18 protein-coding genes are annotated in these 12,726 nt (G+C 70.5%); all 18 read right to left on the bottom strand.

The genetic code is table 11. The features are described from left to right. Window position 1 precedes the first annotated feature (1 nt). The 18 genes from pruA to rplN all read right to left on the bottom strand — a co-directional run bounded on the left by pruA (window position 2) and on the right by rplN (window position 12,675). Window positions 2-1,642, bottom strand: a complete 1,641-nt coding sequence (gene pruA / locus ABD665_RS18285) for an L-glutamate gamma-semialdehyde dehydrogenase (protein ID WP_204911078.1) — start codon at window positions 1,640-1,642, stop codon at window positions 2-4. Between the two features lie 160 nt (window positions 1,643-1,802). Next, window positions 1,803-2,678 carry a GTP-binding protein LepA gene (locus tag ABD665_RS18280; protein ID WP_204911077.1) on the bottom strand — a complete coding sequence of 292 codons (876 nt, stop codon included), beginning with the start codon at window positions 2,676-2,678 and terminating at the stop codon, window positions 1,803-1,805. A 162-nt stretch (window positions 2,679-2,840) separates the two neighbouring features. Continuing rightward, entirely contained in the window at window positions 2,841-3,215 is a 375-nt protein-coding gene (locus ABD665_RS18275; protein WP_204911076.1) for a DUF1707 domain-containing protein, read from the bottom strand. A 9-nt stretch (window positions 3,216-3,224) separates the two neighbouring features. Beyond that, window positions 3,225-4,271, bottom strand: coding sequence for an RNA polymerase subunit sigma-70 (locus ABD665_RS18270; protein ID WP_204911075.1), 1,047 nt, complete (start codon window positions 4,269-4,271; stop codon window positions 3,225-3,227). Between the two features lie 46 nt (window positions 4,272-4,317). Next, entirely contained in the window at window positions 4,318-5,178 is an 861-nt protein-coding gene (map, locus tag ABD665_RS18265) for a type I methionyl aminopeptidase (RefSeq protein ID WP_344742671.1), read from the bottom strand. A 7-nt stretch (window positions 5,179-5,185) separates the two neighbouring features. Continuing rightward, complete coding sequence (locus tag ABD665_RS18260; protein ID WP_204911074.1) at window positions 5,186-5,788, bottom strand: adenylate kinase; 603 nt, start codon at window positions 5,786-5,788, stop codon at window positions 5,186-5,188. Further along, the gene (gene secY / locus ABD665_RS18255) at window positions 5,788-7,095 is read right to left on the bottom strand and encodes a preprotein translocase subunit SecY (protein ID WP_204911073.1); all 1,308 of its coding nucleotides are present in this window, start codon (window positions 7,093-7,095) and stop codon (window positions 5,788-5,790) included. The genes ABD665_RS18260 and secY overlap by 1 nt, the downstream gene beginning before the upstream one ends. 128 nt (window positions 7,096-7,223) lie before the next feature. Then, window positions 7,224-8,186 (bottom strand): SMP-30/gluconolactonase/LRE family protein, encoded by a 963-nt coding sequence (locus ABD665_RS18250; RefSeq protein WP_204911072.1) that lies wholly within the window; start codon window positions 8,184-8,186, stop codon window positions 7,224-7,226. Between the two features lie 204 nt (window positions 8,187-8,390). Further along, window positions 8,391-8,834 (bottom strand): 50S ribosomal protein L15, encoded by a 444-nt coding sequence (gene rplO, locus ABD665_RS18245; RefSeq protein ID WP_204911071.1) that lies wholly within the window; start codon window positions 8,832-8,834, stop codon window positions 8,391-8,393. 1 nt (window position 8,835) lies between these two features. Next, the gene (gene rpmD / locus ABD665_RS18240) at window positions 8,836-9,018 is read right to left on the bottom strand and encodes a 50S ribosomal protein L30 (RefSeq protein ID WP_204911070.1); all 183 of its coding nucleotides are present in this window, start codon (window positions 9,016-9,018) and stop codon (window positions 8,836-8,838) included. Beyond that, entirely contained in the window at window positions 9,015-9,620 is a 606-nt protein-coding gene (gene rpsE, locus ABD665_RS18235) for a 30S ribosomal protein S5 (RefSeq protein WP_204911069.1), read from the bottom strand. Before rpsE ends, rpmD begins: the two co-directional genes overlap by 4 nt. A gap of 39 nt (window positions 9,621-9,659) precedes the next feature. Further along, window positions 9,660-10,043, bottom strand: coding sequence for a 50S ribosomal protein L18 (gene rplR, locus ABD665_RS18230; protein WP_204911068.1), 384 nt, complete (start codon window positions 10,041-10,043; stop codon window positions 9,660-9,662). Beyond that, window positions 10,043-10,585: a 50S ribosomal protein L6 gene (gene rplF / locus ABD665_RS18225; protein ID WP_204911067.1), complete on the bottom strand. Its 543-nt coding sequence runs from the start codon at window positions 10,583-10,585 to the stop codon at window positions 10,043-10,045. The genes rplR and rplF overlap by 1 nt, the downstream gene beginning before the upstream one ends. A 27-nt stretch (window positions 10,586-10,612) precedes the next feature. Next, on the bottom strand, window positions 10,613-11,020 hold the full coding sequence (gene rpsH / locus ABD665_RS18220) for a 30S ribosomal protein S8 (RefSeq protein ID WP_204911066.1): 408 nt from the start codon (window positions 11,018-11,020) through the stop codon (window positions 10,613-10,615). A 106-nt stretch (window positions 11,021-11,126) separates the two neighbouring features. After that, window positions 11,127-11,312: a type Z 30S ribosomal protein S14 gene (locus ABD665_RS18215; RefSeq protein ID WP_091184572.1), complete on the bottom strand. Its 186-nt coding sequence runs from the start codon at window positions 11,310-11,312 to the stop codon at window positions 11,127-11,129. 10 nt (window positions 11,313-11,322) lie between these two features. Next, window positions 11,323-11,898, bottom strand: a complete 576-nt coding sequence (gene rplE / locus ABD665_RS18210; protein ID WP_344742664.1) for a 50S ribosomal protein L5 — start codon at window positions 11,896-11,898, stop codon at window positions 11,323-11,325. After that, complete coding sequence (gene rplX / locus ABD665_RS18205; RefSeq protein WP_204911065.1) at window positions 11,898-12,302, bottom strand: 50S ribosomal protein L24; 405 nt, start codon at window positions 12,300-12,302, stop codon at window positions 11,898-11,900. The genes rplE and rplX overlap by 1 nt, the downstream gene beginning before the upstream one ends. A 1-nt stretch (window position 12,303) precedes the next feature. Next, window positions 12,304-12,675 (bottom strand): 50S ribosomal protein L14, encoded by a 372-nt coding sequence (rplN, locus tag ABD665_RS18200; protein ID WP_204911064.1) that lies wholly within the window; start codon window positions 12,673-12,675, stop codon window positions 12,304-12,306. Window positions 12,676-12,726 lie beyond the last annotated feature (51 nt).

Raw genomic sequence — 12,726 nt, 5'->3', positions numbered from 1 at the left:
GTCAGGACTCCGGCTGCTGGTGCGGGTAGAGGGGGCTGCGCGGCGGGACGAACGTCTCCTTCATCGACCGGGTCGACGTCCAGCGGAGCAGGTTCTGCGCGGAGCCGGCCTTGTCGTTGGTGCCCGACGTGCGCCCGCCGCCGAACGGCTGCTGGCCCACGACCGCGCCGGTCGGCTTGTCGTTGACGTAGAAGTTGCCGGCCGAGAAGCGCAGGCCCTTCGCGGCCTCTGCGATCGCGGTCCGGTCGGTCGCGATCACGGCGCCGGTCAGCGCGTACGGGCTGCCGGTGTCGACGACCTTGATGATGTCGGAGAAGGCGGAGGGGCCGTCCTCGTAGACGTGCACCGCGAGCAGCGGTCCGAAGTACTCGGTGCTGAACATCTCGTCCGTGGGGTCGTCGCCGAGCAGGACCGTCGGCGCGACGAAGAAGCCCTCGGAGTCGTCGACGGTGCCGCCGGCCGCGACCGTGACGCCGGACGCGGAGCGGGCCCGCTCGATGGCGGCCGCGTTCTTGTCGAACGCGCGGCGGTCGATGACCGCGCCGCCGAAGTAGGACAGGTCGGTCACGTCGCCGTAGCGGAGCGCGTTCACCTGGTCGAGGAAGCCGTCGCCCATCCGCGACCAGACCGAGCGCGGCACGAAGGCGCGCGAGGCGGCAGAGCACTTCTGGCCCTGGTAGTCGAACGCGCCGCGGATCATCGCGGTCGCGAGGACGTCGGGGTCGGCGGACGCGTGGGCGAGGATGAAGTCCTTGCCACCGGTCTCCCCCACGATGCGCGGGTAGCCGTGGTAGCGGTCGATGTTGTTGCCGACCTCGCGCCACAGGCGCTGGAAGGTCGCGGTGCTGCCGGTGAAGTGGATGCCGGCGAGCCGCGGGTCGGCCAGGGCGACCTCGGAGACGACGGGGCCGTCGCCCAGGACGAGGTTGATGACGCCGGCGGGCAGCCCCGCGGCCTCGAGCAGCTGCATCGTCAGGTAGGCCGAGAGCGCCTGGGTGGGCGAGGGCTTCCAGACGACGACGTTGCCCATCAGCGCGGGGGCGGTCGGCAGGTTGCCGGCGATGGCCGTGAAGTTGAACGGGGTGATCGCGTAGACGAACCCCTCGAGGGCGCGGTGGTCGAGCCGATTCCACACGCCGGGGCCCGACACCGGCTGCTCGGCCAGGATGTCGCGGGCAAACTGGACGTTGAACCGCCAGAAGTCGATCAGCTCGCAGGGTGTGTCGATCTCGGCCTGGTAGGCGGTCTTGGACTGCCCGAGCATCGTCGCGGCGGCGAGCTTCTCGCGCCACGGGCCGGAGAGCAGGTCCGCGGCGCGCAGGAACACGGCCGCCCGGTCGTCGAAGCTCAGCTCGCGCCAGGCCGGGGCCGCCGCCTGCGAGGCCTCGATCGCCGCGGCGACGTCGCTGTGGGTGGAGCTGGCGTAGCGGCCGACGACGGACGCGTGCCGGTGCGGCTGCACGACCTCGTACGCGTCGCCGGACGCCGGCTTGTGCTCGCCGCCGATGACCTGGCTGATCTCGGTCACCCCGCTCGAGAGCTCGGCCAGGGCCACGGCGAGCCGGGCCCGCTCCGGGCTGTGCGGTGCGTAGTCGTGCACCGGCTCGTTGATGGGGGCCGGCACCACCGTGATCGCGTCCACGTCACTCCTCGAGAAAACCGCGTCAGACGCCGGTCGCGCGCTCGCGGCCGGCCTCCTCCATTCCACCGCGTACGGGCGCAGAAGTCACCCGACAGGGGTCGCAGGCTCTCGGGGCGCGTTCGACAGGTGTCGAACGCGCCGGACGCTCAGCGGCGGAGGGTCAGACGGGGCGCGGGATGAGGCCGCGCTCGCGGTAGAGGTCCACGCTCTCGCGCAGCGCCTTGAGGATGTACGGCGGGAACGTCATGCCCTGCTTGTCGGCCCACAGGAGGCGCTGCTCGACCCGGCCGATCTCGCGGGCGTAGCCCTCGAGGTCGGCGTCGATGCCCAGGTCATGGGCGACCCGGCCCATGTCGGCCTTGAAGTCGTCGCGCGAGTTCGTGCCCACGAGGCCGTAGCTCTTCTCGCGGAGCACCCGGGTCAGGAACAGCTGCCAGGGCTTCAGCACCTTGTCGGCGACCATCGCGGAGGCCGACATGTTGTAGAAGGCGAAGTGGCCCGGCTCCTGCTGCTTGATCGGGTTGATGATCGTCTCGGCGATGGCGGTCTCCCCCATCTCCTTCAGACCCGCGCTGATGTGGTTGTAGGCCAGCACGGCCTGGCGCTCGGTGCTCGCGCCGGTCAGGAAGTACATCAGCTTGGCGATGTCCTGGATCGGCTTGAGGTTCGCCAGGGCGCCGAGGATCTTGATCTTGAACGAGACGTCCATGTGCGGCATCGCCGGCTCGCGGCCGAGGTCGGTCTGCAGCCGGTCGAGAATCAGGCCGTGCTGGATCTCCTGCGGCTGCCACACGTCGGAGTAGAAGGTCTTGTTCGTGTCGTCGACGTCGGGGAGCAGCACCAGCAGCTCCAGCACGTTGCGGTCGACCTCGAGCTCCACGCGGGCGAGGTAGTCGATCGTGTGACCGAAGCGGGCCTTGACGGCGGCCGGGTCCTTGATGGTGCGGTCGACAGAGCTCAGCGCGATCGGCGGGTGGAGCTCACCGAGCCGCTGCACATGCTCCGCGATCTTCGCGTGAGTGTCCTGCCTGGGCACAACGGGATCCTAGGGCGTGAGAGAGGGCGCGGTGACGTTTCAAACAGTGTTCCGCACCACAGTTAGGTAAGGCTGACCAAGGTCGACGTTCTCCCTGGTCAGTGGCAGTTCGTCACGCCGCGGTCGACGGTTTGGTGGTCCCCACCGTCGCCGCGGCCGGCGTCAGGCGTTGCCGACGAGCACCAGGAAGAGGATGGCGATGACGACGACGAGACCGGTGACGCCGACAATGACGCCGAGCGAGACGCCGCTCGCGTCACGCGCCGGCGCGAGCTCCCCCGGCTGCCCGCCGCCGGAGGCGACGATCGAGGGGCTGTCGTACGTGGCGGCCGGCGGCAGGCCGTCGACCACGGGAACCAGCTGGCCCAGCGTCGTCGCGGCGAAGAGGGAGTCGAGGCGCCCCTGGTAGTCGTCGGCGTCCAGGGCCCCGTCCGCGTACGCGGTGTTGAGCCTTGCGCTCAGCTGCTCGCGCTCGGAGTCCGTGACGGGCGCGTCCGGCCTGCTGCGGTAGGGCGAGGAGATCGGCAGCTCGGACACGCCTCCAGGTTACTCGGCGGGCGCCACGCCGCCGTCCTGCTGCAGGGCGCGGGCCCGGGCCAGGTGCTCGGCCGGCAGCTCCTCGGGCAGGCCGAAGCGGGCGAACAGGCCGGGGTCGAAGAAGACGCGGACGTGGGTGACGCCGTCCGCCCCGAGGGTCGGCACCTGCAGGTGGAAGGCGCGGTGCACCCCGTCCACCGGGTCGCGCATGTAGAGCGCGAACGCCGGGCCGCCGTTCGCCGACACCTCGACGAGCATCTGGTCGCCGGGCCGCTCCGCCGGGCAGTTGGTCTCGATCAGGGCGCCGATCTCCTCCGCCCCGGTGTACCAACCGGTGAACGGGGGCATCTCCCAGACGACGTCGGCGCTGAGCAGCGCGACGATCCGCGGCACGTCGTAGCGCTCGAACGCGTCGACGTACTCGGCGAGGAGGGCACGCTTGCGGGCGTCGTCGAGCTCGGGGGCCCGCTCCTGCGACTCCCGGTCGAGCTTGGCCAGGTGCGCCCGCGCCCGCTGCAGGCTGCTGTTGACCGCGGCCACGGAGGTGTCGAGCAGCTCGGCGACCTCGCTCGCCTGCAGCGCGAGCACGTCGAAGAGGACCACCGCCGCGCGCTGCGGCGGGGTCAGGTGCTGCAGAGCGGCGACGAAGGCGAGCCGGACGCTCTCCCGGTGCAGCGCGGTCGCCTCGGGCTCGTCCGACGAACCGCCCCACACGACCCGGTCGGGCAGCGGCTCCAGCCAGGTGACCTCCGGGCGCGACTCGAGCGTCCCGCGCGGGTCGGAGGCCGGCTGACCGAGCCCGGTGGGCATCGGACGGCGGGCACGGCCGTCCAGCGCGGTGAGGCAGACGTTCGTGGCGATCTTGTACATCCAGGTGCGGACCGACGACCGGCCCTCGAACTTGCCGTACGAGCGCCACGCCCGCAGGTAGGTCTCCTGGACCAGGTCCTCGGCGTCGTGGACCGACCCGAGCATCCGGTAGCAGTGCGCGGTGAGCTCGCCCCGGAACGGTTCGACCAGGGCGCTGAAGACGTCGTCGTCCGTGGCCAGCGTCATGGCAGGCAAACTACCGGGACGCGCTGACAGGCTGAAGGGCTTTCGCTCAGTCCAGGGGTCCGTACGGGGCGCCGAGCGCGGTGAGCTCGGCCTCTCCCCCGTCGTGGGCGGTCAGCACCCACAGCCCGGTCGGCGTGATCGCCACCGTGTGCTCCCAGTGGCAGGCCCAGCGCCCGTCGTCGGTGACGGCCGTCCAGCCGTCGTCCAGCTCGTGCGTGTCCGGGTCGCCCAGCGTCAGCATCGGCTCGACGGCGAGCACGGTCCCCGCGACCAGGCGCGGACCACGCCCGCGCAGCCCCGCGAGCGGCCCGCGCGGCCGGCTGTGCGGGACGTCGGGCGCCTGGTGCATCTCGGTGCCGATCCCGTGGCCGACGTAGTCCTCGACGATCCCGTACGGGCCGTCGCCCACGACGCGCTCCACGGCGGCGGCGACATCACCGACGCGCCCGCCCTCGCGCAGCGCGGCCAGACCGTGCCACATCGCCGTCCGGGTGGCCTCCAGCAGGCCGGCCACCTCGGCCGACGGCGGGCCGTCGCCCACCACGACGCTGACGGCGGCGTCACCGTGCCAGCCGTCCACGATCGCGCCGCAGTCGACGGACAGCAGGTCGCCCTCGGCGAGCACCCGCGCGCCGGGGATGCCGTGCACCACCTCGTCGTCGACGGACAGGCACACGACCCCGGGGAACCCGGGCCGGTCCTCGTCGGCGCCGTAGCCGAGGAAGGAGGGCTGCGCGCCCGCCTCCGCGATCGCCGCGGCCGCGACGGCGTCGAGCTCACGGGTGGTGACGCCCGGCCGGACCGCGGCCACGACCGCGTCGAGCGCACGGGCGACCACCAGGCCGGCCCGGCGCATCGCCCGGACCTGGTCCGGGGTCTTGACCTCGACGCTCGGGCGTGGGGCCACGAGCGGGCTAGGAGGTGCCGCCGACCAGCGCGCTGCCGCTGCCGGCCCGCTCGTCGAGCGCCGTGAACAGCCGCTTCGTCACCACGTCGACCTCGCCCAGGCCGTCCACCTCGACGAGCACGCCGCGCTGGCGGTAGACGTCGAGCAGCGGCGCGGTCTCGTCGATGTAGACCTGCTGACGGGTCCGGATGGCCTCGGGCGTGTCGTCCTCGCGCCCCGAGCTGGCCCCGCGCTTGATCAGCCGCCCGACGAGCTCGTCGGGGTCGACCGCCAGCGAGATGACGGCGTCGATCGACCGGGCACCCTCGTCGAGGACCCCGTCCAGGTAGTCGACCTGGGGCAGCGTCCGCGGGTAGCCGTCGAGCAGGAACCCGCGCGCGCAGTCGTCGGCGAGCAGCCGGTCGGCCACGACCTGGTTGGTGACGTCGTTCGGCACGTACGCCCCGGAGGCCATGATCTCCTGCACCTGCCTGGCCAGCGGCGTGTCCAGCCCGCGCATCGCCCGGAACATGTCCCCCGTCGAGATCGCCGGGATCTGGTAGTGCTCGGCGATGCGCACGGCCTGCGTGCCCTTGCCGGCCCCGGGCGGACCCATGATCAACAGGTGCATCAGCGGAGGAACCCTTCGTAGTTGCGTTGCTGCAGCTGGGACTCGATCTGCTTCACGGTGTCGAGACCGACGCCGACGATGATGAGGATCGAGGTGCCACCGAAGGGGAAGTTCTGGTTGGCGTTCAGGAAGATGAACGCGACCGACGGCAGCAGTGCGATCAGTCCGAGGTAGAGGGCGCCCGGCAGGGTGAGCCGCGAGAGCACGAACGCGAGGTAGTTCTCGGTCGGCTTGCCCGCGCGGATGCCGGGGATGAAGCCGCCGTACTTCTTCATGTTGTCGGCGACCTCTTCGGGGTTGAAGGTGATCGCGACGTAGAAGTAGGCGAAGAACACGATCAGCAGGAAGAACGTGATCATGTAGACGGGGTGGTCGCCCTTGACGAAGTGCCCCGAGATCCAGCTCGAGAAGCGGTCCTCGGGACGGAACTGGGCGTACAGGGCGGGCAGGTAGAGCAGCGACGAGGCGAAGATGACCGGGATGACGCCGGCCTGGTTCACCTTGATCGGGATGTACGTCGTGGTGCCGCCGAACATCCGCCGGCCGACCATCCGCTTCGCGTACTGCACCGGGATCCGGCGCTGCGCCTGCTCGACGAAGATGACGCCGACCATGACCAGCAGCCCGAGGGCGATGACGAGCAGGAAGACGACCCAGCCCTGCTGGCCCGGGCGGGCGACCTTGAGGCCCCACAGCGCCGACGGGAACGTTGCGGCGATCTGGGTGAAGATCAGCACCGACATGCCGTTGCCGACGCCGCGCTCGGTGATGAGCTCGCCGAGCCACATGATGACGCTCGTGCCGGCGGTCATCGTGAGGATCATCGCGATCACCGGGAAGTAGCCCGTGTCGTAGACGATGCCCGTGCAGCCGGTGAAGAGGCGGTCGTTGACCGCCACCGTCACGAAGGCCGTCGAGTTCAGCAGCGCGAGGACCAAGGTCAGGTAGCGCGTGTACTGCGTGATCTTCGTCTGCCCCGACTGGCCCTCCTTCTTGAGGGCCTCGAGCCGCGGGATGACCACGGTGAGCAGCTGCAGGATGATGCTCGCCGTGATGTACGGCATGATCCCGAGCGCGAAGATCGCGAGCTGGAGCAGCGCCCCGCCCGAGAAGAGGTTGATCAGGGAGTAGAGGCCCTGCTGGTCGCCCGACGTCGCCTGGCGCAGGCAGATGTTGACCTGCGCGGCGTTGACGTTGGGCGTGGGGATGATGGAGCCGAGCCGGAAGATCGCCAGGATCCCGAGCGTGAAGAGAATCTTCTTGCGCAGGTCCGGCGTCCGGAAGGCGTTGGCGAACGCGGAAAGCATCCCGCCCTCCCTTTCAAGTCGCGAGCGTCCTGGCGAGGGTACGCGCCGCCTGAGGACCGCCCGACTCTATCGCGGAATTGGAGGATTCCTGGTCCGCGCCCCGTTCGGACGCGGACCCTCCCCCTCCGCTACGCCCGGACGCGGTTGATGCTGTACGCGATCGCCCCCGGGTCGGCGGCACCGAAGCGGGCGTTCGGCAGGTACAGGTACTTCCCCGAGCGCGCCACCGTGCTGGGCACGTCGAAGGCCGGGCTGGTGATGGTGCGGCGCACGACGCCGCTGGTGCCACGCTTGTCGAGCGACACCACGGCGACCTGGTTCAGGCGGTTCTGGACCGCGTAGAGGGTCCGTCCGCGCAGCAGCAGGCCGTCGCCGTTGACGAGCGAGGCGCCCCCGAGGTCGACCGCCGTGGCGCGGCCCGACAGCTCGACCCGGAAGAGCCTGCCGGTGGTGGAGTTCACGACGAGCAGCGCCTTGCCGTCGGGCGAGCGCGTGATGCCGTTGGCGTTGTTGCCCTCGACCTGCTCCCAGTCGCCGGAGAGCGCCACGGTCTTCGGTGCGCGCTCCGGGTGCCGGCGGTCGACCCGGTAGAGCTGGGGCTGCGCGGAGTCCGTGAACCAGGCGTAGCGGCCCGCGAGGACCACGTCGTTGACGAAGCTCGTCTTCGTCGTCAGCGTGACCGAGGCCCGGACCTCGCCCGTACGCGTGTCGACCACCCGGGCGTCGCCGCCGGTCCCACCCGCGACCCACAGGCGGCGCCCGTCGACCTTCAGGCCGAGCGACGGGGTCCCGGGACCCTTCGAGAGCACCCGGCCCTTCCCGGTCCGCAGGTCGGCGACGTAGATGTCCCCGGTCACGCGGGAGCCCGAGTAGACGCGCTTGCCCCCGATCGCGATGCCCTCGGGCTGGAAGCCGACGGGCAGGGCGATGCTCGCCGGGCCGTGCTGGCCGTGCTGGCCGGGGTCGTGCTTCGGGGCCGCGGAGGCGGCGTCGGCGCCGACGAGGGCGACCCCCGCGCCGAGGCCGAGGGTGGCGAGGGCCACGACGGCCCGTCGCAGGACGGAGGTGGGACGGGCGGACGACGGTGTCATGGTGAGTTCCTCGCTGGTGGACGGCACCAGCAGTCAACGTCACCGACCGGCCGGAAGGAAGGGCTGCGGCCCGCCCAATCGCGCGTGGGGGCTTCTTTCGGTGGGCATGCCAGAGGGCCGCCCGCACGTGTGCGGGCGGCCCTCCTGGCCGTGCGTCCGGTCGCCCTGGCGCCCGGCGGGGTCACCGCCGGGTCGGGCATCCGGTCAGAGCTCGGTCGTGCTCCCGCCGGCCGCGGCGATCTTGTCCCGGGCGCTGGTCGAGAACGCGTTCGCGGTGACCTGCACCGCGACCGTGATCTCGCCGTTGCCGAGGACCTTCACCGGCTGCCCCGAGCGGACCGCACCGGCGGCGACGAGGTCGTCGACGCCCACGGTGCCGCCCTCGGGGAAGAGGTTGCCGAGCTTGTCCAGGTTCACGACCTGGAACTCGACGCGGAACGGGTTCTTGAAGCCGCGCAGCTTGGGGATGCGCATCTGGAGCGGCATCTGCCCGCCCTCGAAGTTGCTCGGGGTGCCCTTGCGGGCGCCCGTCCCCTTGGTGCCGCGGCCGGCCGTCTTGCCGCCCTTGCCGCCCTCGCCGCGACCCACGCGGGTCTTGGCGGTCTTGGCGCCGGGGGCCGGCCTCAGGTGATGGACCTTCAGAGCCATCTCAGCTCACTTCCTCGACGGTCACCAGGTGGGCGACCGTGTTGATCATGCCGCGGACCTCGGGCCGGTCCTCGCGGATCGAGGTGTCACCGATCCGACGCAGACCGAGGGTGCGCAGCGTGTCCCGCTGGTTCTGACGACCGCCGACACCGCTGCGGATCTGCTTGACGAGAAGCTGCGTCACGACGCGCTCACCGCCTCGCGGGCCCGCAGGATCGCGGCCGGGGTGACCTGCTCGACGGACAGCCCGCGACGACGCGCGACCTGCTCCGGCTGCTCGAGGCTCTGCAGCGCCGCCACCGTGGCGTGCACCACGTTGATGGAGTTGGCCGACCCGAGCGACTTGGCGAGCACGTCGTGCACGCCGGCGCACTCGAGCACCGCACGGGCCGAGCCGCCCGCGATCACACCGGTACCGGGCGAGGCCGGACGCAGCATGACGACGCCGGCCGCCTTCTCCCCCTGGACGGGGTGCGGGATCGTGCCCTGGATGCGCGGGACGTTGAAGAACGCCTTCTTGGCCTCCTCGACACCCTTGGCGATCGCCGCGGGCACCTCCTTGGCCTTGCCGTAGCCGACGCCGACGTTGCCGTCACCGTCGCCCACCACGACCAGCGCGGTGAAGCTGAAGCGACGACCACCCTTCACGACCTTCGCCACCCGGTTGATGGCGACGACGCGCTCGATGTAGTTGCTCTTCTCGGCAGGCCCACCGCGGCCACCGTCACGGCCGCCGCCGCGACGGTCTCCGCCCGTGCCGCCTCCGCGGCGCTGGGTTCCACTCATCTGACTTACCTCTTCCTAATTCCTACGCAGCCGTGCCGGTCAGAAGCCGAGGCCGGCTTCGCGGGCGGCGTCGGCCAGGGCCGCGATCCGTCCGTGGTACTTGTTGCCGGCCCGGTCGAAGACGACCTGCTCGACACCAGCGGCCTTGGCACGCGTGGCGACGAGCTCGCCGACCTGACGCGCCTTGGCCGACTTGTCGCCCTCGACGACCCGGAGGTCGCCCTCCATCGTCGAGGCGTACGCCAGCGTGTGGCCGGCGACGTCGTCGATCACCTGGGCGGTGATGTGACGGGCGGACCGGGTGACGACGAGGCGCGGACGCTCGGGCGCGCCGAAGATCTTCTTGCGGCCCCGGACCTGACGACGCAGACGCGAACGCGTCTTGGCCGCGGTGCCCTTGTGCTGCGACAGCGAGACAGCCATCACTTACCAGCCTTTCCGGCCTTCATGCGGACGTGCTCGCCCACGTAGCGCACACCCTTGCCCTTGTAGGGCTCCGGCTTGCGCAGCTTGCGGATGTTCGCGGCCACCTCGCCCACCTGCTGCTTGTCGATGCCGATGACCGAGAAGCGGGTGGGAGCCTCCACGTTGAACGTGATGCCCTCAGGGGCGGTCACGTGCACGGGGTGGCTGTAGCCGAGGGCGAACTCGAGCTGGCTCGGGCCCTTGGCGACGACGCGGTAACCGACGCCGCGGATCTCGAGCTTCTTCTCGTAGCCCGCGGTGACGCCGGCGACCATGTTGGCGACCAGCGTGCGGGTGAGACCGTGCAGCGAGCGGCTGACGCGCTCGTCGTCGGGCCGGCTCACCTCGATCTCGCCGTTGTCGGCGCGCGCGACCGTGATCGGGCGTGCGACGACGTGGCTCAGGGTGCCCTTGGGGCCCTTGACCTGGACGTTCTGGCCGTCCAGGGTCACCTCGACGCCGGAGGGGACGGGTACGGGCAGTCTGCCGATGCGTGACATCTCTTCAGTTCCTCTTCTCGCGTCTCGTCACCACACGTACGCGACGACTTCGCCGCCCACGCGGTTGCGGTGCGCCTCCCGGTCGGTCAGAAGACCCTGGGAGGTGGAGATGATGGCGATCCCGAGACCGCCCAGCACCTTCGGCAGACCGGTCGACTTCGCGTAGACGCGCAGGCCGGGCTTGGAGACGCGCCGGACGCCCGCGATGGCGCGCTCCCGGTTCGTTCCGTACTTGAGCGTGATCGACAAGGTCTTGCCGACCTGGCCCTCGGCGGGCTCGTTGACCTCGTACCCGGCGATGTAGCCCTGGGTCGTGAGGATCTCGGCGATGTGGACCTTGATCGTGCTGTGCGGCATGGTCGCCGTGTCGTGGAAGGCCTGGCTGGCGTTCCGGACACGGGTCAGCATGTCCGCGATCGGGTCTGTCATGGTCATAGGTGCTGCTTCTCTCTCGCGCGGTTTCCCTCGGTGGAGGGACCTGCAACGTCAGTTCGGTGGGGTGACCTGAGCGCTCGGACCGGGTCCGGTGCTCAGGCCGCGCTCACCAGGAGGACTTGGTGATGCCGGGGAGCTCGCCCTTGTGGGACATGTCGCGGAAGCAGATCCGGCACAGACCGAACTTGCGGTAGACCGCGCGCGGCCGCCCGCACTTCTGGCATCGCGTGTACGCGCGGACCGCGAACTTGGGCTTGCGGGCCTGCTTGACCTTGAGTGCTGTCTTCGCCATCTCTACTTCTTCAGTTGGTCCGGAAGGGGAAGCCGAGGCCGCGGAGCAGGGCACGGCCCTGCTCGTCGGTCGAAGCGGTCGTCACGAAGGTGATGTCCATGCCCCGCGTGCGGTCGATCCGGTCCGGGTCGATCTCGTGGAACATGACCTGCTCGTTCAGACCGAACGTGTAGTTGCCGTTGCCGTCGAACTGCTTCGGCGACAGACCGCGGAAGTCGCGGATCCGGGGCAACGCGAGGCTGACCAGCCGGTCGGCGAACTCCCACATGCGGTCGCCGCGCAGCGTGACGTGCGCGCCGATCGGCATGCCCTCGCGGAGCTTGAACTGCGCGATGGACTTGCGGGCCCGGGTCACCTGCGGCTTCTGGCCCGTGATGGCGGCCAGGTCCTTGGTGGCACCGTCGATGAGCTTGGAGTCGCGAGCAGCCTCGCCGACACCCATGTTCACGACGACCTTGACCAGGCGCGGGATCTGCATGACGTTCGCGAAGCCGAACTCGGTGTTCAGCGCCGGCGCGATCTCGTCGCGGTAGCGCTGCTTCAGCCGGGGCACGCTGGTGGTGCGCTCCGTCTCGGTGGCGGTCATCAGATCTCCTCCCCGGTCACCCGGGCGATGCGCATGCTGCGCGTCGACTTGTACTCGCTGCCGTCGGGACGGCGCTTGGTCACCTCGACGCGCTCGTAGCCCACGCGGGTCACGACCTCGTCGCCGGCCTCGTTCTTGACGACCAGCTGCACGTTCGACGCGTGCACCGGGGCCTCCGAGGAGACGATGCCGCCCTTCGTGGTCTGGCGGGACTGCGGCTGCGCCGAGCTGTCCTTGAGGTGGCGCTTCACGATGTTCACGTTGGCGACGGTCACGGTGCCGCGGTCCGGCTGGGTCGCGAGGACCTCACCGACCGTGCCCTTGTCCTTGCCCGCGATCACCTTGACGCGGTCGCCCTTGCGGACGTGGAGCTTGACGCTCTGGTTGTGCTTGGTCTGGCTCATGTCAGATCACCTCCGGGGCGAGCGAGATGATGCGCATGAAGCGCTTCTCGCGGAGCTCACGGCCCACCGGGCCGAAGATGCGGGTACCACGCGGCTCGGCGCTGTCGGCTCGGAGGATCACCGCGGCGTTCTCGTCGAACTTGATGTACGACCCGTCGCCACGACGGTTCTCCTTGACGGTGCGCACGATGACCGCCTTGACGACCTCGCCCTTCTTGACGTTGCCGCCGGGGATGGCGTCCTTGACGGTGGCGACGATGACGTCGCCGATGCCGGCGTAGCGACGACCGGACCCGCCGAGCACGCGGATGCACAAGATCTCCTTGGCACCCGTGTTGTCGGCGACCTTGAGCCGCGACTCCTGCTGGATCATCTGCTGTCTCCTGGTTGTCTCACCGGTTCCCTCGCGGGCCTGGCGGAACTC

The organism is Microlunatus spumicola, from assembly GCF_039536445.1.
Taxonomy (GTDB): domain Bacteria; phylum Actinomycetota; class Actinomycetes; order Propionibacteriales; family Propionibacteriaceae; genus Microlunatus; species Microlunatus spumicola.
Note: the sequence above shows the minus strand (reverse complement) of the source record. Positions and strands in the feature narration are given on the sequence as shown.